General features: G+C 48.7%; 28 protein-coding genes and 2 pseudogenes. 20 read left to right on the forward strand and 10 right to left on the reverse strand.

Translation table 11 applies throughout. The features are described 5' to 3' along the window. Positions 1 to 12 precede the first annotated feature (12 nt). From G598_RS0110805 to G598_RS0110820, 4 genes are all read left to right on the forward strand, one after another. Positions 13 to 1,026 (forward strand): Gfo/Idh/MocA family protein, encoded by a 1,014-nt coding sequence (locus tag G598_RS0110805; protein WP_026766985.1) that lies wholly within the window; start codon positions 13 to 15, stop codon positions 1,024 to 1,026. A gap of 270 nt (positions 1,027 to 1,296) precedes the next feature. Next, positions 1,297 to 2,217 carry a sugar phosphate isomerase/epimerase family protein gene (locus tag G598_RS0110810; protein ID WP_026766986.1) on the forward strand — a complete coding sequence of 307 codons (921 nt, stop codon included), beginning with the start codon at positions 1,297 to 1,299 and terminating at the stop codon, positions 2,215 to 2,217. 16 nt (positions 2,218 to 2,233) lie between these two features. Further along, positions 2,234 to 2,551 carry a PTS lactose/cellobiose transporter subunit IIA gene (locus G598_RS0110815; protein WP_026766987.1) on the forward strand — a complete coding sequence of 106 codons (318 nt, stop codon included), beginning with the start codon at positions 2,234 to 2,236 and terminating at the stop codon, positions 2,549 to 2,551. 89 nt (positions 2,552 to 2,640) lie between these two features. Then, the gene (locus tag G598_RS0110820) at positions 2,641 to 3,528 is read left to right on the forward strand and encodes a DMT family transporter (protein ID WP_026766988.1); all 888 of its coding nucleotides are present in this window, start codon (positions 2,641 to 2,643) and stop codon (positions 3,526 to 3,528) included. 56 nt (positions 3,529 to 3,584) lie between these two features. On the opposite strand, the gene G598_RS0110825 is transcribed toward G598_RS0110820, so the two are convergent. Continuing rightward, positions 3,585 to 4,346, reverse strand: a complete 762-nt coding sequence (locus G598_RS0110825; RefSeq protein ID WP_026766989.1) for a DeoR/GlpR family DNA-binding transcription regulator — start codon at positions 4,344 to 4,346, stop codon at positions 3,585 to 3,587. 298 nt (positions 4,347 to 4,644) lie between these two features. Here G598_RS0110825 and G598_RS0110830 point away from each other — a divergent pair, with 298 nt between their 5' ends. The 8 genes from G598_RS0110830 to G598_RS0110870 all read left to right on the forward strand — a co-directional run bounded on the left by G598_RS0110830 (position 4,645) and on the right by G598_RS0110870 (position 13,864). Continuing rightward, positions 4,645 to 5,796, forward strand: a complete 1,152-nt coding sequence (locus G598_RS0110830; RefSeq protein WP_026766990.1) for an iron-containing alcohol dehydrogenase — start codon at positions 4,645 to 4,647, stop codon at positions 5,794 to 5,796. Between the two features lie 20 nt (positions 5,797 to 5,816). Next, positions 5,817 to 6,671 carry a class II fructose-bisphosphate aldolase gene (locus G598_RS0110835; RefSeq protein WP_026766991.1) on the forward strand — a complete coding sequence of 285 codons (855 nt, stop codon included), beginning with the start codon at positions 5,817 to 5,819 and terminating at the stop codon, positions 6,669 to 6,671. Positions 6,672 to 6,766: 95 nt separating this feature from the next. After that, complete coding sequence (gene iolC / locus G598_RS0110840; protein WP_026766992.1) at positions 6,767 to 7,801, forward strand: 5-dehydro-2-deoxygluconokinase; 1,035 nt, start codon at positions 6,767 to 6,769, stop codon at positions 7,799 to 7,801. Next, complete coding sequence (locus tag G598_RS0110845) at positions 7,798 to 8,589, forward strand: 5-deoxy-glucuronate isomerase (protein ID WP_026766993.1); 792 nt, start codon at positions 7,798 to 7,800, stop codon at positions 8,587 to 8,589. The genes iolC and G598_RS0110845 overlap by 4 nt, the downstream gene beginning before the upstream one ends. A gap of 25 nt (positions 8,590 to 8,614) precedes the next feature. Beyond that, positions 8,615 to 10,567, forward strand: coding sequence for a 3D-(3,5/4)-trihydroxycyclohexane-1,2-dione acylhydrolase (decyclizing) (iolD, locus tag G598_RS0110850; protein ID WP_026766994.1), 1,953 nt, complete (start codon positions 8,615 to 8,617; stop codon positions 10,565 to 10,567). Positions 10,568 to 10,624: 57 nt separating this feature from the next. Next, a complete protein-coding gene (gene iolE / locus G598_RS0110855) occupies positions 10,625 to 11,512 on the forward strand; it encodes a myo-inosose-2 dehydratase (protein ID WP_026766995.1) in 888 nt (295 codons plus the stop codon). Between the two features lie 360 nt (positions 11,513 to 11,872). Continuing rightward, complete coding sequence (locus tag G598_RS0110865) at positions 11,873 to 13,252, forward strand: MFS transporter (protein WP_037364002.1); 1,380 nt, start codon at positions 11,873 to 11,875, stop codon at positions 13,250 to 13,252. Positions 13,253 to 13,258: 6 nt separating this feature from the next. Continuing rightward, positions 13,259 to 13,864, forward strand: coding sequence for a cytidylate kinase-like family protein (locus G598_RS0110870; RefSeq protein ID WP_336433148.1), 606 nt, complete (start codon positions 13,259 to 13,261; stop codon positions 13,862 to 13,864). Positions 13,865 to 13,937: 73 nt separating this feature from the next. Here the strand turns inward: G598_RS0110870 and G598_RS0110875 are convergent, their stop codons facing one another. The 3 genes from G598_RS0110875 to G598_RS0110885 form a co-directional block, all read right to left on the reverse strand. Beyond that, positions 13,938 to 14,783 (reverse strand): helix-turn-helix domain-containing protein, encoded by an 846-nt coding sequence (locus G598_RS0110875; protein WP_026766998.1) that lies wholly within the window; start codon positions 14,781 to 14,783, stop codon positions 13,938 to 13,940. A 144-nt stretch (positions 14,784 to 14,927) separates the two neighbouring features. Then, positions 14,928 to 15,953: an inositol 2-dehydrogenase gene (iolG, locus tag G598_RS0110880; RefSeq protein WP_026766999.1), complete on the reverse strand. Its 1,026-nt coding sequence runs from the start codon at positions 15,951 to 15,953 to the stop codon at positions 14,928 to 14,930. A 266-nt stretch (positions 15,954 to 16,219) separates the two neighbouring features. Further along, a complete protein-coding gene (locus G598_RS0110885) occupies positions 16,220 to 16,480 on the reverse strand; it encodes an alpha-amylase family glycosyl hydrolase (RefSeq protein ID WP_026767000.1) in 261 nt (86 codons plus the stop codon). 553 nt (positions 16,481 to 17,033) lie between these two features. Here G598_RS0110885 and G598_RS0110890 point away from each other — a divergent pair. The 3 genes from G598_RS0110890 (at position 17,034) to G598_RS0110900 (ending at position 18,792) form a co-directional block, all read left to right on the forward strand. Further along, complete coding sequence (locus tag G598_RS0110890; protein ID WP_026767001.1) at positions 17,034 to 17,591, forward strand: flavin reductase family protein; 558 nt, start codon at positions 17,034 to 17,036, stop codon at positions 17,589 to 17,591. Between the two features lie 85 nt (positions 17,592 to 17,676). Beyond that, entirely contained in the window at positions 17,677 to 17,892 is a 216-nt protein-coding gene (locus tag G598_RS0110895) for a protein kinase (RefSeq protein WP_026767002.1), read from the forward strand. Between the two features lie 63 nt (positions 17,893 to 17,955). Then, entirely contained in the window at positions 17,956 to 18,792 is an 837-nt protein-coding gene (locus G598_RS0110900) for an alpha/beta hydrolase (protein WP_026767003.1), read from the forward strand. A 121-nt stretch (positions 18,793 to 18,913) separates the two neighbouring features. Here the strand turns inward: G598_RS0110900 and G598_RS0110905 are convergent, their stop codons facing one another. Together G598_RS0110905 and G598_RS17760 are read right to left on the reverse strand one after the other, a co-directional pair. After that, positions 18,914 to 19,747, reverse strand: coding sequence for a Cof-type HAD-IIB family hydrolase (locus tag G598_RS0110905; protein ID WP_026767004.1), 834 nt, complete (start codon positions 19,745 to 19,747; stop codon positions 18,914 to 18,916). Positions 19,748 to 19,807: 60 nt separating this feature from the next. Continuing rightward, a pseudogene (locus G598_RS17760) lies at positions 19,808 to 20,983 on the reverse strand (MFS transporter). A gap of 307 nt (positions 20,984 to 21,290) precedes the next feature. On the opposite strand from G598_RS17760, the gene bioA reads away from it, so the two are divergent. From bioA to bioD, 3 genes are read left to right on the forward strand one after another with little or no spacing between them, the layout of a single operon-like run. Beyond that, on the forward strand, positions 21,291 to 22,493 hold the full coding sequence (bioA, locus tag G598_RS0110915; protein WP_026767005.1) for an adenosylmethionine--8-amino-7-oxononanoate transaminase: 1,203 nt from the start codon (positions 21,291 to 21,293) through the stop codon (positions 22,491 to 22,493). A 41-nt stretch (positions 22,494 to 22,534) separates the two neighbouring features. After that, entirely contained in the window at positions 22,535 to 23,122 is a 588-nt protein-coding gene (locus tag G598_RS17765; RefSeq protein WP_051180229.1) for a biotin transporter BioY, read from the forward strand. Continuing rightward, a complete protein-coding gene (gene bioD, locus G598_RS0110925; RefSeq protein WP_026767006.1) occupies positions 23,119 to 23,805 on the forward strand; it encodes a dethiobiotin synthase in 687 nt (228 codons plus the stop codon). The genes G598_RS17765 and bioD overlap by 4 nt, the downstream gene beginning before the upstream one ends. On the opposite strand, the gene G598_RS0110930 is transcribed toward bioD, so the two are convergent. Then, complete coding sequence (locus G598_RS0110930) at positions 23,785 to 24,384, reverse strand: hypothetical protein (RefSeq protein ID WP_026767007.1); 600 nt, start codon at positions 24,382 to 24,384, stop codon at positions 23,785 to 23,787. The genes bioD and G598_RS0110930 overlap by 21 nt on opposite strands. 165 nt (positions 24,385 to 24,549) lie before the next feature. On the opposite strand from G598_RS0110930, the gene G598_RS0110935 reads away from it, so the two are divergent. Next, complete coding sequence (locus tag G598_RS0110935; RefSeq protein WP_026767008.1) at positions 24,550 to 24,753, forward strand: protein kinase; 204 nt, start codon at positions 24,550 to 24,552, stop codon at positions 24,751 to 24,753. Positions 24,754 to 24,785: 32 nt separating this feature from the next. Here G598_RS0110935 and G598_RS0110940 read toward each other — a convergent pair whose 3' ends face one another. The 3 genes and pseudogenes from G598_RS0110940 to G598_RS17770 form a co-directional block, all read right to left on the reverse strand. Beyond that, positions 24,786 to 25,268: a hypothetical protein gene (locus tag G598_RS0110940; protein WP_026767009.1), complete on the reverse strand. Its 483-nt coding sequence runs from the start codon at positions 25,266 to 25,268 to the stop codon at positions 24,786 to 24,788. Between the two features lie 413 nt (positions 25,269 to 25,681). Then, positions 25,682 to 25,900, reverse strand: a pseudogene (locus tag G598_RS19015) (transposase); the annotation flags it as partial. Further along, positions 25,864 to 26,133 (reverse strand): IS110 family transposase, encoded by a 270-nt coding sequence (locus G598_RS17770; RefSeq protein ID WP_051180231.1) that lies wholly within the window; start codon positions 26,131 to 26,133, stop codon positions 25,864 to 25,866. The pseudogene G598_RS19015 and the gene G598_RS17770, both read right to left, overlap by 37 nt. 196 nt (positions 26,134 to 26,329) lie before the next feature. On the opposite strand from G598_RS17770, the gene G598_RS0110955 reads away from it, so the two are divergent. Then, entirely contained in the window at positions 26,330 to 26,554 is a 225-nt protein-coding gene (locus tag G598_RS0110955; protein ID WP_157833323.1) for a hypothetical protein, read from the forward strand. Positions 26,555 to 26,656: the final 102 nt, after the last annotated feature.

Here is a 26,656-nt window from a genome sequence, read left to right on the forward strand (position 1 = left end):
GAGGAATAAATCATGTTAAATGTAGGTGTCATTGGTTGTGGCGGCATGGGCCGGGATCATATCAAGAGACTCTCTGAGCGCACACAGGGAGCCAAGGTAGTGGCAGTGGCAGATATGGTGGATGAGCTGGTGCAGAAGGGTGCTGCCCTGGCAGGCGAGGGCTGTAAAATCTATAAAGATGCCAAGACGCTTATCCATGACCCGGATGTGCAGGCTGTATTTATCGTCACGCCGGGTTTTGCCCACAAGGAGGCCCTGCTGGAGGCCATTGCTGCGAAAAAGCGGATTTTCTGCGAGAAGCCCCTTTGCACTACGGCAGCGGATTGCCTGGAGGTCATCGAGGCTGAAGTGAAATCCGGCCTGCATCTCATTCAGCTGGGGTTCATGCGCCGTTATGACAAAGGCTACCGCGAAGTGAAGGCAGCTATCGAGTCGCATAACTACGGTGAACCGCTTATGGTACACTGCACCCATCGCAATCCTGAGGTGGGGACTAACTATGATACGCCCATGGCTGTCCATGATACGGCTATCCATGAGATTGATGTCGTTCACTGGCTGGTCGGCGATGATTTTGTTTCCGCGCAGGTGCTCTTCCCACGCAAAACCAAGTATTCCCATGACAAACTCTATGACCCGCAGATCATGCTGCTGCGCACCAAGAGCGGCATCTGCGTAGATGATGAGGTTTTCGTGAACTGCAAGTTCGGCTACGATATCAACTGTGAAGTGGTCTGCGAGGACGGTTCCATCAAGATGCCCCAGCCCCTTTATCCCACGTATCGCAAGAATGCGCAGGTTTCCACCACCATTGACACAGACTGCTTCGTGCGTTTCCATGATGCTTACGATGAGGAAGTCCAGGCCTGGGTCAACGAAGCCAAAGATGGCGTGATTGGCGGGCCCAACGCTTGGGACGGCTATCTGGCTGCCATCACCGCAGATGCACTGGTGAAAGCACAGGAGACCCGCGGCATTGAAGAAATCAAGCCTGCCATGGAGAAGCCTGCTTTCTACAATGCTTAATATGTTTTCCTATCCCCTTTATCATAGACTATGGGGCTGCTGCGGCAGCCCCTTTTTTATGCCAGAATAGAATATTTGCACCATCAAGACCTGGATTTATGCAGAATACATCTAATTATATCTTATTCTTTCTTGTTTAATCGCTTTTTTGAGCAGAAATCATCAAGGCAGGATCGAGTTATATGTTTATAATGGAAGCAAGTGGAGCAGAGAATAAAGATACCCAGAAAGTATCCAAATAATGCTCAAATAACATTGGGAGGGTTCATTATGAAAATTGCATTTGATGTGGATGTGCTGGCCAAGCAGATGAGCATCACCGATATGGTGCACAAGGTGGCAGACTGGGGCTATAAGTATATTGAGCAGTCTCCCCATCCCAGAATCAACCCCTTCTATAAGCATCCGCTTTTCTCTAAGGAATGCGAGGAGGAGTACAGAAAAGCGCTGAAGGAGACCGGTGTGGAAATCTCTTCCTTCATCTGTGTCTATCGCTGGTCAGGTCCTACCGAGGAACAGCGGAAGATGGCTGTGGAGAATTGGAAGAAACTCATTGAGATTGCGGTGAACATGAATGTCCCGGTCATCAACACGGAACTTTCCGGCGATCCCAATCAACCGGAGATTTGCAACGGTATGTGGTTCCGTTCGATGGAGGAGCTGCTGCCCATCATCGAACGTGAGGGACTGCGGGTAGAGATCCAGTCTCATCCTTATGATTTCTGTGAGCTGAACAATGAAACTTGTGATATGGTGAAATCTTTCCGCTCCAAAAATCTGGGCTATGTATATTCTTCTCCCCATGGTTTCTTCTATGACCAAGGCAAGGGGGATGTTCGCTCCATGCTGCGCTATGCCGGGGATGAGCTTACGCATGTACTCTTTGCCGATACCTTTAACCAGACGCTGGACTGCCGCTATATTGCTAATCCGCCGACTCTCAACCAGCGAGGCAGAGCAGATATCACCATTCATCAGCATCTGGCTATGGGCGAAGGCGATGTGGACTTTGAGGGCATCTTTGAAACCCTGCGCGAGATGGACTTTGCGGGCAAGCAGTCCGGCGCCAATGCGCCCAAGGTGGGTGGCGAAAGCATTGCCTGCGTTTCCATGTTCGGTTTCCCGGAGAAAATGGACAAACAGGCGCCCGAGGCCCGCGAACGCATTGAGCGTGAACTTTTAACCAAGTAAGACAGGAGGAAAAGAAATGAAACTTGAGGACGCAGCATTTAAGATTATTTCTGCCGCAGGTGATGGCAAGGCACAAGTGACAGAGGCTTTGAAGGAAGCCCGCAGCGGCAATTTCGGCAAGGCAGAGGAATGCCTGAAAAAAGCGGATGCCAAAATCATGGAAGCTCACGCTATGCAGACGGAAGAATTCCTGAAGAAAGAAGCTGCAGGCGAAATCAAAGAGCAGCTGAATGTCATTGTTTCCCATGCACAGGACTATGTCATGACGGCTCTTGTCATGAAGGAAATGGCAGAGGAAATGGTGCATATTTACGAACAGCTGCGGGCTAAATAAATCATTGAAAAAAGGCCATTTGTCAAAGCGGGAGCGCTTTTGCAAATGGCCTTTTTTAAGCTGTGGACGTATGGGAAGGAGTTTGGGCGGTGAGCAGAGAGCAGGCAAGATTTACCTATGGGCTTTTGACCGTGACCGTAATCATTTGGGGGATACAGCCGATGTGCATCAAGTGGCTGGTGGAGGCGTGGACGCCTGTGACCATCACGGCTATGCGCTACTATCTTATCGGGACGGCCCTGATATGCATAGCTGGGAGTCAGGGGGAGCGAATACTGCCTCCCAAAAGTTGTTTAGTTCCGCTGTTGTGCATGGCAGTAACGGGGATTGGATTTAACAATGTCATGCAGTTTACGGGATTAAAATACTCCACCGTTACCAATTGTACCCTGATAGCCGCTGCTTCTCCGGCCATTACGGCCTTTATGGCTGCGCTCTTTATCCGGGAACGACTGGGAATATTGGCCTGGCTGGGGATTGCGTTGTCCTTTGCCGGTGCTTTGGCTGTGGTCAGTGGCGGAGATCTGGCCATCGTTTCAGCCCTGGCCTTTAACTACGGGGATATGCTTTTCTTGGGGGCACAAGTGGCCTGGACTACCTATTCACTCATTGCCCTCAGCGTTATGGGCAGGATTTCTGCTGCCCTTGCCACTGGCTGGGCAGGTTTTTTGGGGGCGGTGATTGTTAGTCTTTACGGTGCAATGACTGGCGAACTGGCTCCGGTGAGTCTTTCCCCTGCTCTTTGGATAGCCTTTGCCTATACCGTAGTATGCGGCGGTATTATGGCGATGCTCTTTTGGAATATCGGTGTAAAAAATGCCGGTCCCAGCACTACGGCAATCTTTCAGAATATTACACCTCTGGTGGGCATGCTGGGAGGCAGCCTGCTGTTTGAAGAACAGTTGGGCCTGCCGGAAATCCTGGGGGCAATGGCTATTTTCCTGGGCGTCTATATTACAGCAGGAAGAAAACGATAAGAAACATAAAACGGGGATATCCCGGGCTGCCTGCCCGGAATATCCCCTTGGTCTTTCTACGGCAGAATCAGCCGCACATTATGTTTTTCAAAGTAATCCACATACTCCTTGTCAGGCTCTTTTTCTGTAATCAGCGCATTGAGGTCAGAGAGCTGGCAATAGGTCATAAGGGACGCTTTGTTGAATTTTGTGCTGTCTACCAAGAGATAGCTTTCTGCATTCTTCTGGGCCAGACTGCGCTTGATTTCGCACTCCAGAGGAGAGGCGTTCGTGGCGCCATGAGCAATGGAAATGCCAGTGCTGGCTAAAAATACTTTGGAAAGGTTGTAGTTCTGCAGGGCAGCAAGGACGCTGGGACCTACAAAGGCGTTGGAGGGCATGTAAAGGGTGCCTCCGGTGGAGATGATGTTAAGGCCGGGAAAACTGCCTGCAGCGTTGATGACGTGGACGCTGGCGGTGACGATGGTGAGATATCTCTTCTTAATCAGATAAGGAATCATATGCATGGTGGTGGTCCCGGAGTCGATATAAATGACATCTCCGTCCTGCACCTGCTCCGCAGCCAGCTGAGCCACCAGTTTTTTGGCATCCACATTGCGGCCTTCACGGTAAGCAAAAGGTTCTGGGGCACCGCTTTCGTCCTCATTCAGTACAATGCCGCCATAGACCTTGCGGATGATACCGTTCTTTTCCAGTTCTGCTACATCCCGGCGAATGGTGTTCTTGGATACACCGAAGGTGTCACAGAGATCGTTCAGGGAAATACTGCGGTTTTTCTTCAATAAATCATGAATTTGTTCAATACGGTCGATTTTCATGTTCTTCACCTCATGTGATTCAATTATTTTGGGTAAAGTTGTTTATTAAATTGTGATATTTTGGGTATGTTGTATGGGTATATTATAAGACAAAAATGAGAAAAAGGCAAGATTACAAGCAAAAACTCTTATTTTATGCAGTTTACATTATATTTTAGACCATAAAGTGATAAAAAATAATATTTTTTTGCAGGAATGATATTGACAAGCGGGTAATAAAGATGTAAATTATAACCATAAAGTTACCAACAAATAATCAAACATATACACATGAGTTGATAAAGGAGAGTGCATTGACATGGGTTACACATTTATGGTTCCGGCCAAGATTATCTCAGGCGAGAATGTCATCTCTGATTTGGGCAGCCACATTGAGGGCAAGGGAACCAAAGCGCTTATTGTGACAGATGAATTTATGGTAAAGTTTGGCAATGTGGCCAAGGTGGAAGCCGCTTTGAAGGCTGCAGATATTCCTTATGTAGTTTACGCGGGAGCCAACACGGAACCTACAGACAAAATCGTAGAAGGCGGCCTGGAAGTTTACCGCAGTGAAAAGTGCGATTTTCTCATTGCCCTTGGCGGCGGCAGCCCCATCGATACAGCCAAGGCCATCTCCTTCATGAGCGTGGCTGAAGGCAAAATCAGCGACTACATGCATGTGAACATCGACATGCCGGTTCCTTATCTGGTAGCCATTCCGACCACCGCCGGCACAGGCAGTGAAGTCACCAAAAATACCATCATATCAGATACCACCAATAATGTGAAGATGCTTCTAGGCGGTCCTTCCATCATCCCGGCGCTGGCTGTAGTTGACCCCACCTTCACCATGACCGCACCTCCTTCCGTCACCGCTAACACGGGTCTCGATGCTCTGTGCCATGCTATTGAAGCTTATACCTCCCGCAAAGCACAGCCGCTGACCGATACCTTTGCCTTGTCTGCCATCAAGAAGATTCATAAATACCTGCCCATCTGCTATAAGGATGGCAAGAATGTAGAAGCCCGCCTGGCCATGAGCCTGGCTGCAACGGAGGCTGGCATCGCGTTCAACAACGCTTCCGTTACCATCGTCCATGGCATGAGCCGTCCGATTGGTGCCCTCTTCCACATTCCCCATGGCCTATCCAATGCCATGCTGCTGCCGGCCTGCCTGGAGTTTGCCATTGAGGAAAACACGGCCCGTTTTGCTGAGATTGGCCGCCTGATGGGCGCAGCCGATGAAAAGACGGATGACCATGAAGCGGCTGTGGCCATGGCTAAAGAGGTAGCGCGCTTCTGCAAGGCTTTGGATGTACCCACCTTAGAAGAAAAGGGCGTAAAAAAGGAAGAATTCTTTGCCCAGCTGGATAAGATGGCCAGCGATGCCTTGGAAAGCGGCAGCCCCCAGAACACCATGCGGGTACCCACCAAAGAAGACCTCATTGGCATTTACAAAAAACTTTTCTAAAATAAAGGGAGGCAGTCATTATGTCCCTTGTAAACATGAAGGAACTGCTGGCCAAGTCCGATGCCACGTTTGCTGTGGGCGCGTTCAATGTGTCGGATATGGAAATGGCCATGGGGGCCATCAAGGCCGCCGAAGAAATGGAAGCGCCTTTGATTTTGCAGATTGCAGAAGGACGCCTGCGCTATTCGCCGCTGGAGCTTTTGGGGCCCATTATGATCGCTGCTGCCCGGCAGTGCAAGATGCCCACGGCTGTGCATCTTGACCACGGACGCACCTTGGAAACCGTGCGGCTGGCCCTGACCCTGGGGTTTACCTCGGTCATGTTTGACGGCTCGCATTTCCCGTTGGAGGAAAATATAGCGAAGACGAAAGAAGTCGTAGCTCTGGCCGAAAAGTTCGGTGCCTCCGTGGAAGGAGAAATCGGCAGCATTGGTGGTGCTGAAGGGGATATGGCTTCTGCAGACATCCAGGTGACCTCGGTTTCCGAGGCGAAACGATTTGCCGCGGAAACGAAAGTAGATGCCCTGGCTGTGGCCATTGGCACTGCTCATGGGAATTATAAGGAAACACCGCATTTGCGGATTGATCGATTGCAGGAAATCCATGAGGCGCTGGATACACCTTTGGTGCTGCATGGCGGCACCGGATTGACGGCAACGGATTTCCATAACTGCCTGGTCAACGGCATAACCAAGATAAATATTGCCACTGCGTCCTATGACCGCTCGGCAGCTAAGATAAAAGAGGTTCATCAGGCTAAGCCAGAAGCCAATTATTTTGACTTCAGCGAAGCCATTTCCGTGGGGACTTATGAAAATGTTAAGAAACACATGGAGATTTTCGGACTTAAGGGAAAAGCTGGTCTCTATAATTAAGACGATGGCTTGTGTATTCGTAGGTGTTTGTGGTTTTCTGTGCGCTGTGACCTACGAAGTGTTTTTGAAGATGATTCCTGATAGGAGGCTGTAAAATGGCTTTGATAGATTTTGACCCGCATAAAGAGCGTGATATTGTCCTGATTGGACGAGTGACCTTGGATTTCAATCCCAACGAAATCAACCGCACGTTGGACCAGGTAGAAACGTTCTCCATGTATCTGGGCGGTTCTCCGGGCAATATTGCCGTAGGTGTGAACCGTCTGGGCAAGAAAGTGGGCTTTATCGGCTGTGTTTCCGATGACCAGTTCGGTGATTTCGTGCTGAACTACTTTGAGAGCCGGGGCATTGATACCTCGCAGATGGTGCGGGCTAAGAATGGGGAACGCATAGGTCTTACCTTCACGGAAATCAAGAGCCCTACGGAAAGCAGCATTCTCATGTATCGTGACCGGGTAGCCGATTTAGAAATTGCGCCTGAGGACATCAACGAAGAATACATCGCAGGTTCCAAAATCCTTCTGATTTCCGGCGTAGCACTCTCCAAGAGCCCCTCCCGGGAGGCCTGTCTGCTGGCGCTGCAATATGCCAAGAAGCATGGCACCAAGGTCATCTTTGATGCCGATTATCGTCCTTACAGCTGGCGCTCGGACAAGGATATCTGCGTATATTACTCTCTGGTGGCCCGTTTCGCCGATGTGATTATCGGTTCCCGCGATGAAATTGACCTGATTGAGGGCCTTCCGGTGCTGGCTAACGATGTGCCCGACCATGAGATTGCGGACAAGTACATTGCCAATGGGGCAAAAATCGTCATCATCAAGCATGGCAAGAAGGGATCTATTGGTTACACTGCGGACAAGCACGCCTACAAGGTGGAATCCTATCATATCAAGCTGCTGAAATCCTTCGGCGGTGGAGATGCTTATGCCAGTGCCTTTATCTACGGCCTGCTGGAGGGACATTCCGTGGCCGATTCCCTGCAGCATGCTACGGCACATGCCGCCATGGTAGTCGCCAGCCATAGCTGCTCCAACGCCATGCAGACGGCAGAGCAGATTGAAGCCTTTATGCAGGAGCATAAGGACGAAAAAGTGATCACAGAGATGGACTGGGAGGCCAGATTATGAGATTCGGAAGATTAGGTGAGCTGAAGCATGGCTACAATGCCATGACTACCCGGGAAAGCGATATGCTCATGGATATCGGCTATCAGCTTTTTGATGAAAATGAAGTCGTGGAGTTCGAAGATCGTCTTCAGGAAACCGCATTCGTGATTCTCACAGGCAAGGTGGAAATTGCCTGGGAAGGCAAGAAGGAAATCATGGAGCGTCACTCCCTCTTTGAAGAAAATCCCTACTGCCTGCTGGTGCCAAAGGCTGTCAAAGTCACCATCAAGGCTCTGCAACAGAATACGGAAGTATTGGTGCAGCAGACCATCAACGAAAAGACCTTCCAGCCCGTGTTCTTCCGTCCCGAAGATGTACAGGCAGATGTGTTCGGTGCCGGGCTTTGGAAGGGCACCGCAGAACGCACGGTGCGCACCATCTTTGATTATGACAATGCGCCCTTCTCCAACATGGTAAACGGCGAAGTCATCAATAGTCCGGGCCGGTGGTCGGGCTACATTCCCCACAACCATCCCCAGCCGGAGGTCTACACGTACAAATTTGACAAGCCTCAAGGTTTCGGTGCCTGCTTTATCGGTGACAATGCGTTCAAAATCAGCCACAACAGCTGGTCGGAACTGTCCGGTGGATATATGCATCCGCAGGTTACGGCACCTGGCTATGCTATGTGGTACAGCTGGATGATCCGCCATCTGGACAATGATCCCTGGATAAAGACCAGAAATGACCTGCCGGAGCATACCTGGCTGCTTGATCCTCAGGCAGAAATCTGGGAACCAAAACGTTAAACATTCCTTTTAGGAGGCTTTTGATATGGCTAAGACGATCAGACTCACTGTAGCACAGGCTTTGGTGAAGTTTCTCAATAATCAGTACATCGAATTTGACGGAAAAGAAACCCCTATGTTTGCCGGTATTTTTGGCATTTTTGGTCACGGCAATGTGGTGGGGCTGGGGCAGGCTTTGGAACAGGACCCCGGGCATCTTATCATGCACATGGGCCGCAATGAACAGGGCATGGCTCATGCTGCTATGGGCTATGCCAAGCAGAAGCGCCGCAAACAGATTTACGCCTGCACCTCTTCGGTAGGTCCCGGCGCTGCCAATATGGTAACAGCCGCTGCCACCGCCACGGCCAACTGCATTCCCGTGTTGTTCCTGCCCGGCGATACCTATGCTGACCGCCAGCCGGACCCGGTGCTGCAACAGATGGAACAGCCCCACAGCCTTACGGTGACGACCAATGACGCTTTTCGGGCTGTATGCAAATACTGGGATCGTGTGACCCGTCCGGAAATTCTCATGACGGCCTGCATCAATGCCATGCGGGTGTTGGCAGACCCTGCAGATACCGGTGCAGTCTGCATTGCCCTGCCGCAGGATGTCGAAGGGGAAGCCTGGGATTACCCGGAATACTTCTTCCAGAAAAGGGTGCATCACATCGACCGTGTAAAGCCATCCGAGCGAGCTATCCGCGAGGCAGTGGAACTCATACGCCGCAAGAAGAAACCCATTATGATCTTTGGCGGCGGCGTGAAGTATTCTGAAGCAGAGGATACCTTCCGTAAATTTGCTGAGAAGTACGGCATTGCCTTTGGTGAAACCCAGGCAGGCAAGGGTACCATCACCTGGGAGCACCCGCTGAACCTTGGTGGACTGGGCGAGACTGGTGGACTGGGCGCGAATACCATCGCCGCGGATGCCGATCTCGTTATCGGCATCGGCACCCGCTATACGGACTTCACCACTTCTTCCAAGTGGATTTACCAGAATCCGGATGTGGAGTACCTGAATATCAATGTGAGCAAGTTCCATGCCTACAAAATGGACGGCCTACAGGTGGTAGGTGACGCCGGTACAGCTCTTGAGATGCTGGATGAGGCACTGGGCAAGACCGGCTACCATGTATCGGCCGAATATGCGGCAGAGGTAAAGGCGGCCAAGGCAGCTTATGATAAGGAAGTAGATCGTCTTTATCATATTGAATATACTGGTGAAGATTTCGTCCCCGAAGTCAATGATGACTTTGACTTCCCAAAAGTGGCCAAGGAATTCATCGAGCTTACGGGTTGCAGCCTGCCCCAGACCACGGTGCTGGGCACGGTGAATGAATGTATTGACAAAGATGCCATTATCGTTGGCGCTTCCGGCAGTCTGCCTGGTGACCTTCAGCGGGCATGGCGGGCTAAGTCTGTAGGCAGCTATCATGTAGAGTACGGCTTTTCCTGCATGGGGTATGAAGTAAATGCTGCTCTGGGGGTAAAGATGGCCGAACCTGACCGCGAAGTCTATGCACTGGTCGGTGACTACGCTTACATGATGCTTCATTCCGAACTGCCGGCTTCTATTGCCGAACACAAGAAGATAAATGTCATTCTCTTTGATAACATGTGCGGCGGCTGCATCAATAATTTGGAAGTTGGCCATGGTCAGGGCAGCTACGGCACGGAAATCCGCTTCCGCAACGAAAAGACCGGCCAGCTCGATGGCGGTCTGGTGCCTGTTGATTTTGCCATGAATGCCCGTTCTTATGGCTGTGTGGCCTATACGGTGCATACCATTGAGGAACTGAAGGCTGCCATCGAAGATGCCAAGAAGCAGACGGTTTCCACCCTTATTGATGTAAAAGTCCTGCCCAAGACCATGGTACATGGCTACGGTGACTGGTGGCGTGTAGGCGTAGCTCAGGTGTCTGAGAATAAGAAAGTCAATGAGATTTATGAAAAGGTAATGAAGCCCCATTATGAAGCGGCTCGTAAATATTGATAAAAAGCTTTCCTCATTGAGAAAGGCATAGATATAAAACATCTGGAGGTAATCATTATGGCAAAGATTCAGCTTGGCATCGCACCTATCGCATGGACGAACGATGATATGCCCGATTTGGGCAAGGAAAATACCTTTGAACAGTGTGTCAGTGAAATGGCACTGGCCGGCTTCACCGGCTGTGAAGTGGGAGGCAAGTACCCGAAAGACACGGCTGTACTCAAAAAAGCGCTTGACCTGCGCGGTATGCGGATTGCCAGCGCCTGGTTCAGTTCCTTTCTGCTCACCCAGCCATACGAACAGGTGGAAAAGGATTTCATCGCGCACTGCTCTTTCCTGAAAGAAATGGGCGCCAAATTCTGCAATGTAGCCGAGCAGGGCAACAGCGTTCAGGGCAAACTCGATGTACCGGTCTTTGCTGGCAAGCCGGAAAATACAGCTGAACAGTGGAAACTTCTCTGCGAAGGGCTGGATAAATTGGGCAAAGTAGCTGCAGATATGGGCATGACCATGACCTATCATCACCACATGGGCACCGGTGTCCAGACTGAGGCTGAAATTGACCGTCTCATGGAAAACACCAATCCCGACTATGTATGGCTCCTCTACGATACCGGCCATCTGGTCTGCTCCGGCGAAGATTACATGGGCATCTTGAAGAAGTACCTGCCCCGCATTCGTCATATCCACCTGAAAGATGTGCGCATGCCTATTCGTCAGCGTGTCATTGACGAGAAGATGAGCTTTTTGGACGGCGTCCGTGCCGGTATGTTCACCGTGCCCGGAGATGGCGATATCGACTTTGAGCCCATCTTTGACTATGTGAACAAGAGTGATTTTGATGGCTGGTATATTGTAGAAGCTGAGCAGGACCCGGCAAAGGCTAACCCGCTTGAATATGCAATCAAAGCCCGCAAATATATCAAGGAAAAAGCGCATCTCTAAGTCTACCCTTATTACCCCCTTCTAAAAAAATAAAGAAAAGCAGCCCTTCCGGAATTTGTTTTTCCGGGAGGGCTGCTTTGTGATGCGGCCCGTCAGCCCCATAATATCCAGCTTCCTGCGCAATAAAGTCTTCACAGCAAGATTTTATAGTACGACTAAATAATACTATTGTTTTTTATATATCCTGTCTGTTTTATAGCGATTTAGGACTGTTTTTTCCAAGAAAAAGAGGATTAAACAAACAATTTTTTATAGATATAATAGTGCAAAAATAGATATAATATAATCAACAGATGTACAAAAGGCGCCAAAACATCACAAGAAATTAGTCTATGGTTAAGTTGAACAGGGGGACTGGCAATGAATAGCAATGAAAATGCCGGACAGCTTTCTTGGAAGACCAGAATTGCTTACGGCTTAGGCGACACAGCCCAGAACGTGGTCTGGGGTGCCATGGGTATCCTGACTTTCTTTTATACGGACTACGCAGGCATAGATCCTGCCATTGTAGGTCTGGTTATGCTGCTTTCGCGCTGCTTTGATGGCTTTTCCGATGTAATCATGGGTTTTCTGGTGGAAAAGACCCATTCCAAATGGGGCAAATCCCGCCCCTGGATTCTCTGGATGAGTATCCCTTTCGCTGTGTCAATCATCCTTATCTACACCGTGCCGCAAACCACTTCGGCCCTGCAATTTGCCTACATCTTCGTGACCTATAATTTCTGCACTACTTTCTGTTATACGGCTCTGAATCTCCCCTATGGCAGCTTATCTGCCATGATGACCCGTCTCTCCAAGGAACGTGACATGCTTTCCATCACCCGCATGTGTCTGTCTCCCTGGGGGCGTATCCTCTCCGTATCGGCAACCCTGCCTCTGGTGAAAATATTCGGTGACAGTCAGATGGCTTGGGTAGAGGTCATGAGTCTTTGGGCGCTGGTTGGTTTGGGACTTTTGATCTTCTGCTTCCGCAACTGTGAGGAGACCGTTGTGATTGAAGCGCGTGAAAAGAATGACGACAAAGTACCGGTAAAACGTGCTTTAAAAGGCCTGGCCGTGAACAAATATTTCTGGGCCGGCATGACCATCTGGATGATGCAGAATGTCATCTTCACCGTCACGGGTACCATTCTTCCCTATTACTGCAAGTATATCTTCAATAACGATTCTCTCTACAGCGGCCTTTATCTTTTGGAAACGCTCGTCACCATTGGCGTAATGGCAATCTTCAGTCCGAAACTGCTCCAGCGCTTTGGCAAGAGAAATATGAGCCTGGGCGGTGTGATCATCTGTCTGATTGGTCACCTGATTTTCCTGCTGAATCCTGAAGATTTCAACATGCTGGTATTCAGCTGCATCATTCGCGGCATCGGCTTTGCGCCCATTCAGTCGGTTATCTTTGGCTTCCTGGGTGACGCAGTGGAATATGGTCAGTGGAAGAGTCATCTCCGGCAGGAAGGGTTGGTGTTCTCCGGCGGTTCTGTGGGCACCAAGGTCGGTACAGGTCTTACCAGTGCCATTTTAACAGGGCTTCTGTCCTATGCAGGTTATGTGGCCACTGCAACCGGCTCCGTTACGCAGACGCCTGCGGTTATCAGCATGATTATGAGCATCTACATGTATGCTCCGCTTATCGTTTGGGGTGTGCTTATCGGCGTGCTGGTGAACTACAAGCTGGACAAGGAATATCCCGCTATCATGCAGGAGCTGGTACATCGTGAAGCTCTGGGCGAAATGTAAGAAGAGGTGTTCGTTTTGAAAGAAAATACGTTGATTACCATTACCCGTCAATATGGCAGCGGCGGCCGGGCAGTTTCTGAGATCCTTGCCAAACGCATGAACGTGAGGCGCTATGATCGCAAAATCGTGAACATGGCAGCGGAGAAAATGGGGCAGGGCGCAGATATCGAGAGCATCGTGAAGTCTTCCTATGCTTCACCTGAGACCAGCAAACCCTATTTCCAGCAGGGGGGCTTTGGCAGAGTAGCGGACTACAACCGCCGTTATATCGAACAGGCAAAAGCCATCCTGGCCATTGCCAAACGGGGAGAGGGCGCGGTATTTTTGGGACGCTGTGCTGACTTCGTGCTGAAGGACTGCCCCAACCACTATTCCTTCTTCATCTACGCGGATGACGATTTCCGTGAACAGCGGGCTAAAGAAGAATATGACGAAAAGACCGTGAAGGAACTCAACGCCGTGGACGAACAACGCCGCAGCTACTATGCTTACTATACGGGCAGAAAGTGGGGCGACCCGCAGAATTACGATATGATGATCAATACCAGCAAGATAACGCTGGAGGAAGCGGCGGACCTTATTTGCCAGTATGTAGAAATGAGACAGAAGTAAACCATAAAAAAGAACAAGAAACGAAGTCCCTTGAGCCTTACAGGCTGAGGGACTTCGTTTCTTGTTGTTGCAGCTACCTGGTCCATTTTTTCCGATACTCCCCCGGAGAAATGCCCACAGCATTACGGAATACATTTTGGAAGTAGTTGGAGTTGTTGTAGCCGATCTGCGCGGCAATGGCCGTAATGGTCATATCCGTGTTGATCAGAAGGTTCTGGGCTTCGCCAATGCGCCGGAGCGTGGCGTATTTCATCGGAGAAAAGCCGCTTTCCTCCTTGAAGACATGCGAAAGATAGTAAGCGTTGGCATGCATGGCCTGGGCGATATCGGAAAGACGCAGCTCCTCACGGTAGTGACCGTCTATGTAATGGCGCATCCGGGCAGCCAGGCTGTCCTGCCGCTGTTCTTCTTTAACGCCTTTGCTAAGGAGACACCGTGCCAGCTTGGTGAATAGGGCACGGGCCAGAAGATTGGCCGTATCTGCGCCTTCTTCCGTCTGTATTTCACATTCAATCATGCGGCAGAGCTGCAAATATGTTTCGTAATCTGCCCCGGTACTGATAACGGGACAGATACCGGCAGGAACAAGCTGGCCTGCTTTCTGACCGGGCAGATGCAGATTGCTCAAGCCCAGACAATAGGTGTGCAGTTCCTCACCATTGCCACCGAATTCATCGTGTACAGTGTGGCTGTTATAGATGACAAAATCCCCGGTTTTGGCCGTGTAACGGTGGCCACCGATCATAAAAATACCTGCTCCCTGGTAAACCAAAACGGCTTCTGTCAGATGAGCATGCTCGTGCATGCTTCGGGGCATCTTGGCCGATTCCGCATCTACATTGCAGATGTAGTCGAGTCGCGGCTCCAGCCCTCTGGGGAAAAAAGAGACGGCAGATCCTTTTATGAAATATTGTAACATGATGATTCCTCCCGGGGTATTGATATCTAAAGTATAGCAGAAAAATGCAGAAGGGAAATTATGATTTCATTAGAAATTTTCACCAGCTCTTGAACCTGAAAAAGGAGTGCAGATACGCTGCACTCCAAACCGGGGGATAATTTATTAGATTCCGTAGATTTTGCGGATTTCTTCAATCTTGACCGGACGATGTTCTTCTACGGACTTCTTGGCAGCCAGGCCAATCAGCACAGGTTCAAGGCCGTCCCTTGCATTGACAGGAGTTTCCGTGTCATTGACAATAGCTTCGATAAACTCATCCACTTCCTTGGCATAAGCCATCATGTAACGTTCCAGGAAGAAGAACATGGGCTTTTCCGCTACCACACCGTCCTTGCTGCTGAAGACAGCGTTGGAATCCGAGTCGTTGCTGATGGCTACACAGCCCTTGCTGCCAAAGACCTCAGCGCGCTGATCGTAGCCATAGCAAGCAGCACGGCAATTATCGATAACCGCCGTAGCACCGTTATCCAACTTCAACGTAATGACCGCCGTATCGATATCGCCAGCCTTGCCAATCTCAGGGTCAACGGTTACAGAACCTTCGGCGTAGACTTCTTCGACTTCCGCGCCGGAGAGGTAACGCACCATATCGAAATCATGGATGGTCATATCCAGGAAAATGCCACCGGAAATTTTCACATAGTCAATGGAAGGAGGTTCCGGGTCACGCGAGGTAATCTTGATAATCTGCTGTTTGCCCACCTTACCGGAAGCCACAGCCTCGCGGACAGCGCGGAAATTGTGGTCGAAGCGGCGATTAAAACCAACCTGATATTTTTTTCCGCTTTCCTTTACTACAGCCAGAACCTCTTTGATCTTCTCAACATCATGGTCTATGGGTTTCTCACAGAAAACATGCTTGCCGGCTTTCAGGGCCTCTATGGAAAGCGGGGAATGCTGGTCGGTGGAAGCACAAATCAATACGGCATCAATCTCAGGGTCATTTAGAATGTCGTGATAATCCTTTGTGGTGTTGGGAATCCCCAAAGATTTTGCCCAGGCTTCCGTCTTTTCATTCATAAAAGGATCGGCCACGGTTTTCACTTCTGCATGTTTTACAAACTTGGAGATACTCTCCCCATGTACATGGCCAATACGGCCTGCTCCAATGATACCTACTTTAATCATGCTAATTCCACCTTTCGATAAAATACTGCACAAAATGAATTTATTATTTGTACCTATTGATTATCTTCGTTTATTATTATATCAATCTTTGGGTAGGTGTTACTGCATAATATTGTTTAATTTAGGTAAATTTCGCCTTGTATACGCAATAAATAAGTATATTTTGAGTAAGTTGCTATAAAATCTTGCTGTCTCCTGTAAGGATAGTTTTCCAGAGAACCTTTGGCAATAAGCGGCCATCCATGACGCAGACAGATGGGCTGCTGCTAAAAGGAAAAGATGGAATCCTGCTCGTGCCGTTCGGACGCTGCATTGATTTGACGATAGTTGTCAGGCGGCAGTATCCATGGTGTGACCGCAAAAAAGCCCGCATATTTTTCTGTTGACCACTGCATGGGCGTGCGGCCGTTATCCCGGGAACGAGCTGCAAGAATTTCCAAGGCTTCCTGAGAGCCGATTTCTTCCCCTTGGTAGATGTAAGGCGTTCCAGCCTTCCCCTGCCTGCATGCCTTCCTGCCATTGGGCAAAAAGTCGCTTGAGCTCTGCGATATCCGGCTCCATCAGCTGCCATTTGTCCCCAGGGCTACCTTCAGATGATGGAAGCTGAACAGCGTAGCAGGCGGCAACGCCGTAGGTCCTGTTAAAGAGACTGGCCCACTGGGAACTGGTCCAATCGCCTATCCTTATGAACAGAAGACTGGCCCATTGGGAACTGGCCCGATTGCCTATCCTTACGAACAGAAAACCGGCCCGTTAATGCCTCCGCCGAATTCTTGTGACCCGCCATTCAAGACTGGACCGATTGGTATCCGTGTATAAAAACTAACGAATCCCCCGCTCTATAAGCGGGGGATTCTTGTTTTGGCAAACTATAATAAGCCACCACTTTTTACCGAATTGGTATGAAGTCAAAAAACTAATACAGCCACTTTTATCCGCAAAACAAGTCCTTATTCGGGATGGGGATTTCATCCATACTCCACGAAAAATTTTCCTCAAAAACATGCAGGATTGCTGCTAAAAAAGAAGAAATGTATATCTGTATGTTGTACAATTTTATTTTTATGAGGAGGAATCTGCATGAGCGTAGAATTTACCGGCAAGAAAGCCTGCATTGCCCCGGAGGGGGTATTTATCATCGGCACTTATGATGAGAATGGCGTTCCGAATGCCATGAATGCTGCCTGGGGGGCACAGTCTGATTTTGATGAAATCACCCTTTTTTTGGCGAAACACAAAACCACGGAGAACATCAAGCATACCAAGGCGTTCACTGTGGCTTTTGCTACCAAAGATACGGTAGAAATCGCGGATTACTTCGGTGTGGAGACAGGCAGCAAAGTCAATAAGATTGAAAAAGCTGGCTGCCATGTCCACAAAAGTGCCCATGTCAATGCCCCCATCATCGAAGAATTCCCTGTTACCCTGGAATGTGAATGTGTAAGTTACAGTGACGAAACCGGCATTCTGGTAGGCAAAATCATTGCCCAGCAAGCGGATGAAAAGATTCTGACGGATGGCGTAGTGGACTACGACAAACTGCAGCCCATTATTTTCGATATTGCCACAAAAACCTATCGACTGGTGGGGCCGGTAGTTGGCAAGGCGTTTCATGACGGCCTAAAATTAAAGGACTGAAAAAAGCAGGAAAATCAGCTTTTTAGTGGAAATTACATATCTAGATGGTATCAAAATTTATATTCGAATTTTAGGAGGAATCATCATGGCAAGAACAGCAAATTATGAACAGAAAATTGCAAGCATCACGGCAAAAATTGAAAAGAAAGCGGAAGAAATCAAGGCTCTAAAAGCACAGTTAACTGACCTTGAAGCAAAGAAGACCAGAACAGATTTTAAGGCCCTCAATGAGTATCTTGTAAATAAGGGCGTTGCTCCGGAAGAGGCTCTTGGCAAACTCAAGGAAATTTACGGCGAATAAGATATACCATACAATTGCTAAAGAATATCCATATTTAATTCGACGAAACAGGAGCTAATGAACATGAAAATCCTAAAACACCTTGCCCTGGTTGGGGCTTTTACCTTTAGTCTGCTAAACGTCTGTGGACAGCAGACCTTTGCCAAAAGCGAAAACATCACCATTGATGGCGACCATGGTAAACTGGTTGGCGTTTTACAGACACCAGACCAGCAAAAGAACTACCCGTTGGTCATCATCATGCATGGATTTACGGCTAATATGGAAAATGCACCGCTGACTACTTTGGCAAATGCCTTGGAAAAGGATGGTATTGCTTCCCTGCGCTTTGATTTTAATGGCCACGGCAAGAGCGAGGGGCGTTTTCAGGATATGACTGTTCCCAACGAAATCGAAGATGCCAAAAAGGTCTATGACTATGCGGTAAAGCTCCCCGGTGTAACCTCTGTATCGCTTGCCGGGCACTCACAGGGTGGCGTTGTTGCCAGTATGACAGCAGGTATTCTGGGCACACAGAAAATTAAGAGCCTTGCTCTGATGGCTCCTGCTGCTGTTCTGCGTGAAGATGCCATCCGCGGCATTCTCTTTGGCAAACAATACGATGTAAGCAATCTTCCGGAAGCCGTGGATATTTTCAACGGCCTGAAGCTCGGTGCCAACTATGTAAGAACTGCTCAAACGCTCCCCATATATGAAACAGCCTCCCAGTATCAGGGCCCTGCTCTCATGGTGCATGGAACACAGGATACCATTGTTCCCTACACGTACAGTCTCCGCTATCAGCGGATTTACTTCAATGGCGAGCTAAAACTTATCCCTGGGGAAGACCACGGATTTAGCAAAGATACTGCCGGTGCCGTAAAACTCGTAGCGGACTTTTTCCACAAGCAGCTCAAATAACCCTATAGGGAACAGCTTTTCTTATATGTTGTACGCATAGAAAAACGCAGGTATAGCGGCCTGCGTTTTTTAATGCGTATTTTTTTCTGCCCTTTTTATACTGCTGCTCATCATCCAAATTTTATATCAAATCCAGCCGCTGGAAAGCATGAGCCAGACCATCCGCAGCCACGGCATCCGTTACGAAATCAGCAATAGCCTTGATTTCCTCGCCGCCGTTACCCATAGCCACCCCCATATGACAATATTCGAACATAGGAATGTCAATTTTTGCATCGCCAAAGGCAATGGTATCCTCAATTTTGCCGCCAATATGCTGCAACAAAACATCAATAGCATGAGCTTTAGTAATGCCTTTGACACCTAAATCGCCGAACAGAGCCGTTTCCCCGACACCGCCCCATGTGCCTGCCTGCAAATCTGGAAAAGCTTCTTTAGCCGCCAAAAAATCTTCATAGCTTTCGAGGATAAAGCTGACCTTGTTCAGGTCATCCCGGTAAAGTTCCCCATCAAAAATCATTTCCGGGAAGGCTTGCCGGACGGTCATCTTGGCAGCGTTGTCCTGGCCCTTGCGGGCAGAGTATTCCTGCATGACCGGCTCACCTCTTGTCTCAAAATTTTCACTGGCAAAGAGGCCATTGTTGCTTTCGAGGTAAAATTCCAACTTGCGTTCATGGAGCCAATCCACGATACGGTGGCTCTGCTCTGCGGTAAGCAGCTGGTGCATGACCACCTGTCCATTGTCTTCCACATAACTGCCATTACCGCCAATCATGCCATCAAGGCCAATGTCCCAAATCTCCTGATAGACCTCTGCCCTGCTGCGGCCGGTGCTGATATATACCTTGTGGCCATTAGCCCTGGCCTTGCGAATGGCCTCTACCGCCGAGGCCGGCAAAACATTGTCATAATCCACCAGAGTGCCATCTACATCTATAAATATAATCTTGCTCATACATTCCACTCCATTTCTACAATCATTTATTATTCCGTGCTCTTTATATCCAGCTTATCTTTATAAAACTTTTTTATAGACATAAGCTGCGATAACAGCCTGTGCAGCCACCAGTGCCGCCAAAAAAGCAAAGGCCATATAAAGGCTGGTCTGATGAGCCAAAAAACCGATGGCCGCAGGTCCCATAAGGATTCCCAGATACCCCAGAGTGCTTACAGCCGGCACTGCCATACTGATAGGCATATCCTTCTGCTTGCCCAGCAAGGAAAAGAACACGGGCACGATATTGGCACTGCCAATGCCTATGGCAAAGAAACCTGCGTATAATAGCAGCTGGCTGGGAGCAAAAATAACCAGCAGGAACCCCAGGAATGCCAACAGGCTTCCTCCCAGCACCACAGGCTTCTGCCCCAGTTTCTGCACCGCAGCATCCCCCATGAGCCGCATGATAAGCATGGCCGCAGAGAATACCGTAAAACCCGTACCTGCCAGAGACATATCCAATCCCTTGACCGTGGTAAGGAATACACCACTCCAGTCCATGACTGCACCTTCCACCAGAAAGGCAATGCAGGCCACCACCCCCACAAAGGTCACAATCCCCTTGGGGACAGCCACCATGGTCCCGCCGCTCTCACCACCAAAGGGCAACAGATGACGGGCAAAAAAGCCCAGGGTAAGCAGCATACTCCCTGCGGCAATACAGGTAGAAGCAAAAGGTGTCAGCCCCAGGGTCCCCACCCAGATACCAAACAGCCCTGCTCCGGCAAAACCACCCACACTCCATAAGGCATGCATCCCGGACATCAGGCGGCGTTTAGCCGCTTTTTCCACCAGTACCGCCTGAATATTGACCACGACGTCGATGCATCCCATCATCGCCCCAAAGATAAGCAGGGAAACCGCTGCAGCTGCCATGCTGTCTACCTGACATAAAACCAGCAAAAGCAAGGCAAAGGCGGTGGCGGCCACTGTAAGTGTCTTCCGGCAGCCGAAACGCACAGCGGCTGCCCCGGACAAAGGCATGGTCAAAAGTGACCCGATACCAATTCACAAAAGCAGCATGCCCAGCACATCTTCGCCAATGGCCAATCTTTCCCGCAAAAGCGGGACCAACGGAGCCCAGGAAGCTGCCCCGAAACCGCCAATAAAAAACAAGGCTCTGGTGGAATGCTGCCGCATTTTTCCCGCGGCATACCGCTCCTTGGCCTTTAATCTGTCCTTATCCTGATTCATAAATTCGCTCCTGTCCTACGTTAGATTTCAAGATTTTCCTCCACAATGTTTCAATTTTTTGCGAACGAATTTCTTCATGTCTACTATTATATCCTTTTTATAAGATTATTTCATCCAATTTACATACCGGTTCAAAATCAATACCAGCTTTAAGCGTTAAGGGAATATACAAAACAGTTTTTGGTAAACCATATTATTTTCATATGTTGACATAAAGCGAATTGAAGAGTATCTTCTTAGTGTAGACTTTTCAAAAGGAAGCGATGTTTATGCAGAAAAATATCATCTCAGGGGAGGGTATCGTAAAATGATATGGTATCCTTACCAGCAAATGAAAACAATGAAAGCCCCTTATGAAATCGTAAAGGCTGAGGGGCCATATCTGTACACCAAAGACGCAAAACTACTGGATTCCATATCTTCCTGGTGGAGCGTTATCTATGGCTATCATCAGCCGCAAATCACCGATGCCATCTGCCAGCAGGCGGCAAAGTTTTCGCACATCATGCTCGGTGGCCTTACCCACAAGCCTGCCGAGAAACTGGCGGAAAAACTTGCGGACTGGCTGCCCGGCGACCTGGATTATTGCTTTTTCTCCGACTCCGGCAGTGTCGCCGTGGAAGTCGCTTTGAAAATGGCCCTGCAATATTATGTAAACGCCGGTGAAAACGACCGCCGTACGGTACTGGCACTTGACCACGCCTATCATGGAGATACCTTCAAAACCATGTCTGTAGGCGACGATGAAGATTACCATTTCATCTTGCAGGTATACGGAAAAAATCCCTATGTCGTGCATATTCCCACAACGATTTCCGCTTTGGAAGATGCCTTTGCCCGTTATGGCAGTGAGCTGAATGCGTTCATTGTTGAACCCTTGCTTCAGGGAGCAGGCGGCATGCGTATGTATGACATTGCTTTCCTGCAGCGGGCCAGAGAACTTTGTCATCAATATGACGTTCTGCTCATCTTTGATGAGGTCGCTACAGGTTTTGGGCGGACCGGGCATCGCTTTGTCGCCGATGTGGTATTGCCGGATATTTTGGTATTGGGCAAAGGGCTGACCGGCGGACATATTGGTCATGCCGTTACCGTAGCCAATAAAAAAGTCTTTACTGCTTTTTATGATGATGCACCGGAAAAAGCCTTGATGCATGGTCCCACTTTTATGGGCAATGCACTGGCATGTGCAGCAGCGAGTGCCTCAATCGAACTGTACGACCAGTTGGAGGTAACCGCCAGAGCAAGACATATGGAAGAAATCGCCAAAAGAGAACTAAGCGGCTTTACCGACCCGCGTATCCGTGAGATTCGCATAATGGGTGGTTGTGCCTGCATCGAAGTCGCTGAGGCGAAGACACTGGCAGGCTATCAACAATTTGCCTATGAACGCGGCGTCTTTGCCAGACCGTTCCTGACCTATCTATACGCCATGCCGCCTTACATACTCAATGATGATGAATTGGTTCATATCTTTGCCGTTATGAAAGAATGGTTTCGACAGCAATAATTTTTTTAGCAAATTACTTTTAGCAAATTATGGAGGATTTTATGAAACATCTTAATACACGCGAGCTCGTTCTCTGCGGCTTGTTCATCGCCCTGATTACCGCAGGAACCTTTATCCGCATACCGGTTGGTACGGATGTATATACCCTGCAATTCCTGTTCACCCTGCTGGCTGGTTTGGTTCTCGGTGCCCGTCTGGGGGCCATTGCAGTAGGGACTTATGTACTGCTGGGGGTGTTGGGGGTGCCGGTGTTTGCCTCCGGCGGCGGCCCGGCTTATCTGTTGCAGCCCACGTTTGGCTATCTTTTGGCCTTTATCCTGCAAGCCTGGCTCTGCGGCTATTATGTCCGCCGCAGCACAGCTGTTTCGTATGGCCATATGCTGGGGGCTAACCTTTTGGGCATGGTGCTTGTTTATGTAATTGGCATCAGCTGGTTCTATCTGATTTCCAATTATGTGATTGCCGCACCGATTCCGCTTTGGACAGCCATCTTCTACTGCGGTGTTTTGCAGATAATCCCAGACTTTCTTCTTTGTCTGGCCGCCGCAGCTATTGGCATGCGTTGTTACAAAAGCGGTGTTTGGGTAGAGGAAAAACACGCCGCTGTGCAAAAGGAAGTGTGTGCATGAGCAAGAATCTGTTTGTCACAGGAACCAATACAGAGGTGGGCAAAACGTATGTCGCCGGCCTTATCGTAAAAACACTGCATGAAGCAGGTCTGGATGTTGCGTATTACAAAGCCGCCATGAGCGGCAATACACGGCGTGCAGATGGCACCCTGATTCCCGGTGATGCTCTCTTTGTCCGGGAAATTTCCGGCATTTCCCAAAGCCTGGAAAGCATGTGCCCTTATGTTTACGAGCATGCCGTATCTCCGCATCTGGCCTCCCGCATAGAAGGCAGCCCTGTACGCATGGACGTAATCAAACAAAGTTTTCAGGCGGTCTGCCGGGAACATGATTATGTCGTTATTGAAGGCAGCGGCGGCATAACCTGCCCGTTAAGCGTCGATGAAGAACATATCCAGTTAGAAGATATTGTACATCAGTTTAACCTGCCCAGTATTTTGGTAGCAGATGCCGGATTAGGCACCATCAATGGTGTAGTGCTCACTTACGAATATATGAAACAAAACAAAATGCCCCTAAAGGGCATTCTATTCAATAACTTTCACACAGGCAATCTTATGGAAGAAGATAACCGGCTTATGTGTGAACAGCTGACCGGACTATCGGTACTTTCCTGCATTGGACAAGGGGATAGATTCTTGCCCGGCCTGACGGCAGAAAAACTATCTGCCCTCTTTGCCTAGCAGAATTTTTTCTGCCTGCAGTTTCTCCATGAAGAATTCCAAAAATACCTCCGTACCACACCAGCCATCCGGCAGAGTAGCCGCTCCACCCTCAGCATAAACGGATAGGCGTTCACCACTATCGTAATGAACATGGAAAATAAGCAATGTTCCCAACGCACTATTTCGCAGACTGCTGCCGTTGATAGCGGCCAGATTTTTCTTTTTTATGATTGCCTGTAGTTCATCCAATGCCTCAACAGGCAGGTCCTGCTTGAATATCAACGGCTTAGATGTATCCAGACTATCATAAATAAGATAGAATCGAGCCTTATCGCCCTTGCGTTCAGCTTTGAGCAGATACTCGCCAGCCGGAAAACTCGTTGCCGTTCCTGCCCTGTCGATATCCATATCTTCCTTAGATTGCAGCGAGAATTCGGTGATGGTATTGGATTGGATAACCTTCGGTGCTTGGGGATTGGAAAAATCATCCAAACCACCATCAATGGGAATTTCCGCAGCATCGCTAAAGGAGCAAAAAGAAAACAAACCTGAAAATGCCAAAGCTAAACAAAAAATCCGTTTCAATAATCTGTTCATAGTTCTCTACCTCCAGTTGCTTATTCTTGCCATTTTTATCTGCCACAGATATTCCGGCTAAACGTTTTCCTGCTAATCCTTCGATATGATGCAATAGAATAACTTGCAAAAATAATTAAGGTTATGTATAATAAGCAGGTGTTATTTTTAGGAGGTTTTTTATAAATGGCAAGAAAAGCAAATTATGACGAAAAAATTAGTGCTTTAGCGGAAAAAATCGCTAAAAAACAGGATGAAATAAAAGCCCTGAAAGCAAAACTCAATGAGTTGAAGGATAAAAAGGCAAAAGACGATTATCAGGAATTGACCAACTATATGCTGGCCAACAATCTGACTGCTGAAGAAGTTCTCGCCTGCATCAAAGAATAATTTTAGAAAAGCTGCCGATTCGGCGGCTTTTTTTATTCACTCCTGTATCCTAAATATGCAAGGACATTTTGCAATGGCTGCTTATCACGGAGGTCCAACCAATCGTCAGGACGGCTGTTGTCATCGATAAGAATCAACAGATAGTCCAATATCATCCGGCGTGCTGCCCACAAGCCCACTTCATTGGCTGTGAACTTCTGCCCCGTCAGACGCACTGCCCCATCCACATAACTGTTGGCAATGATCAAATCTCCCAGCACCGGCACCACAGCGTCCAGTGCTGACTGAATATGCAGCAAAAAATCGCCTCGTTTAGTTCCCCATAAGGGGCTATGTTCAACTATTTTATAAGCCATCTGCAAGGCATGAGTCTGGGCAATATATTCCATCGCCGTCAACTCTTCTTTATCCAGGGCTTCCAACATAGCCGTATATCGCATGCAGGGTTCTGCTTTTACCTTGGCTGCATTCGCCAGCCTTGCCTCTCGTATCTTGGCAAAATCAATAATGTCCATCTATACTCCTATTTCCAAACCGATTCATCCCTAAGGCGCTAACCAAAAACAAATGTCCGCTGAAGAATCCATAGCATCTGACTTATTGACATATGGCATAATAGCGGCAATTAATTGTGTTTTATACTCAAACTTCGCAGTTGTAAAACTGCCCATTAATTATTAAATCAGATTTTCTAAAATAGCATAAGCCGTCCCCGTTTTGTATAATGAAAGTGACCAAACTATCACAACATAAACGGAGGGCTTATGCCATGAATATTGTAGCACATAATCACCAGTCTCGTGAACTCCTTTCCTCGAAAATTTCTCGCTTTCTTGAAGAATTCCATGTAGGACGGATTCTTAAAGCCTGCAATGCATACAAGGTACGCGGCTTTTCGGTCAAAGACGTATTTCAGGTAGCTTTTCATATTGTCATGTCTTACGGAAAAGTGGATGGCATCAATAAAAATAATAGGGTAGATACTGGAAAGCGGTCGGCTCTGCCATTCCTCAATCTAAGGCAGGATTTTATCGGTAACATCGGATATGAACCCCTCTGAAGCCTCGAAGCCGTAAATGTCTTCCAAGGTTTCAGAAATCTGTCTGGTAGTCATGCCTTTGGCATACATAGAGATAATTTTCTCGTCATGCGTAGGTCTGCGTAGATGCCCATAGGAACGTACGGATAGCTGTAGCGCCCTTCTGTGACAAGCTTGGCGATGACTTTGGGGTCTTTTCGGTCGTTCTTGGTCTGATTATTGTCGTCAAGTTCTTTGGTCTGTTTCACATGGTATGGATTGACCATGCTGATACCAATATTGTTTTCCTCAAGGAACTGAGCCAGTGCGAACCAGTAATGGCCCGTGGGCTCAAGCCCCACAAAGATCTTTTATTCATATTGGAAACTCTCCTAACTAGATTTTTTAGGGCGCTTTGACGACCCGGTATGTAATTCTAGTTTAGGGGAGTTTTCTTTATTTCTCAAACTTGGATTTTGTTCTTAACGGGAATGCTCCTTAGGGGGAACCTATGCCGGCATTATGACTGTACGCCGGGGAAATGGTTCATATACGAAAATGATTGAAGTACCTGCAGGCCCCGGCTACTTCGGGGCGCAGACTGCCCCGGAGCCGGAGAAGATATTCCAAGCTCGTGAGGATGGGACAGCCCTTTTGAGCAATTACATGGAGCTGGCTGATTTAGGCTGCTATGACAACGCTGTACCCAACTACTTCGAGTTCTCCACACCGGGTGCTTCGAATCTTCCTGCCTGCCTGATACTTATGCCGGCCGGTGAATGAGTACGGGCCTGTTGCATGTAATTGGGATAGAAAAAACCGCTGAATTGACGGGGCTCCACAATGCCCGGTTAATTCAGCGGTTTTTCTATTTTCTGGTGACCC

This window comes from Selenomonas ruminantium subsp. ruminantium ATCC 12561, assembly GCF_000424065.1.
In the GTDB taxonomy this organism is placed as follows: Bacteria; Bacillota; Negativicutes; order Selenomonadales; family Selenomonadaceae; genus Selenomonas_A; species Selenomonas_A ruminantium.

Coding starts and splice junctions, on each gene's coding strand:
- G598_RS0110890 (WP_026767001.1), top strand. CDS start 17,034: ATGAGCGTAGAATTTACCGGCAAGAAAGCCTGCATTGCCCCGGAGGGG.
- G598_RS0110935 (WP_026767008.1), top strand. CDS start 24,550: ATGGCAAGAAAAGCAAATTATGACGAAAAAATTAGTGCTTTAGCGGAA.
- G598_RS0110845 (WP_026766993.1), top strand. CDS start 7,798: ATGAGATTCGGAAGATTAGGTGAGCTGAAGCATGGCTACAATGCCATG.
- G598_RS0110875 (WP_026766998.1), bottom strand. CDS start 14,783: ATGTTACAATATTTCATAAAAGGATCTGCCGTCTCTTTTTTCCCCAGA.
- bioD (WP_026767006.1), top strand. CDS start 23,119: ATGAGCAAGAATCTGTTTGTCACAGGAACCAATACAGAGGTGGGCAAA.
- G598_RS0110825 (WP_026766989.1), bottom strand. CDS start 4,346: ATGAAAATCGACCGTATTGAACAAATTCATGATTTATTGAAGAAAAAC.
- G598_RS0110865 (WP_037364002.1), top strand. CDS start 11,873: ATGAATAGCAATGAAAATGCCGGACAGCTTTCTTGGAAGACCAGAATT.
- G598_RS0110955 (WP_157833323.1), top strand. CDS start 26,330: ATGATTGAAGTACCTGCAGGCCCCGGCTACTTCGGGGCGCAGACTGCC.
- G598_RS17765 (WP_051180229.1), top strand. CDS start 22,535: ATGAAACATCTTAATACACGCGAGCTCGTTCTCTGCGGCTTGTTCATC.
- G598_RS0110815 (WP_026766987.1), top strand. CDS start 2,234: ATGAAACTTGAGGACGCAGCATTTAAGATTATTTCTGCCGCAGGTGAT.
- iolC (WP_026766992.1), top strand. CDS start 6,767: ATGGCTTTGATAGATTTTGACCCGCATAAAGAGCGTGATATTGTCCTG.
- G598_RS0110900 (WP_026767003.1), top strand. CDS start 17,956: ATGAAAATCCTAAAACACCTTGCCCTGGTTGGGGCTTTTACCTTTAGT.
- G598_RS0110830 (WP_026766990.1), top strand. CDS start 4,645: ATGGGTTACACATTTATGGTTCCGGCCAAGATTATCTCAGGCGAGAAT.
- G598_RS0110905 (WP_026767004.1), bottom strand. CDS start 19,747: ATGAGCAAGATTATATTTATAGATGTAGATGGCACTCTGGTGGATTAT.
- G598_RS0110940 (WP_026767009.1), bottom strand. CDS start 25,268: ATGGACATTATTGATTTTGCCAAGATACGAGAGGCAAGGCTGGCGAAT.
- bioA (WP_026767005.1), top strand. CDS start 21,291: ATGATATGGTATCCTTACCAGCAAATGAAAACAATGAAAGCCCCTTAT.
- G598_RS0110835 (WP_026766991.1), top strand. CDS start 5,817: ATGTCCCTTGTAAACATGAAGGAACTGCTGGCCAAGTCCGATGCCACG.
- iolG (WP_026766999.1), bottom strand. CDS start 15,953: ATGATTAAAGTAGGTATCATTGGAGCAGGCCGTATTGGCCATGTACAT.
- G598_RS0110810 (WP_026766986.1), top strand. CDS start 1,297: ATGAAAATTGCATTTGATGTGGATGTGCTGGCCAAGCAGATGAGCATC.
- G598_RS0110895 (WP_026767002.1), top strand. CDS start 17,677: ATGGCAAGAACAGCAAATTATGAACAGAAAATTGCAAGCATCACGGCA.
- G598_RS0110930 (WP_026767007.1), bottom strand. CDS start 24,384: ATGAACAGATTATTGAAACGGATTTTTTGTTTAGCTTTGGCATTTTCA.
- iolD (WP_026766994.1), top strand. CDS start 8,615: ATGGCTAAGACGATCAGACTCACTGTAGCACAGGCTTTGGTGAAGTTT.
- G598_RS0110805 (WP_026766985.1), top strand. CDS start 13: ATGTTAAATGTAGGTGTCATTGGTTGTGGCGGCATGGGCCGGGATCAT.
- iolE (WP_026766995.1), top strand. CDS start 10,625: ATGGCAAAGATTCAGCTTGGCATCGCACCTATCGCATGGACGAACGAT.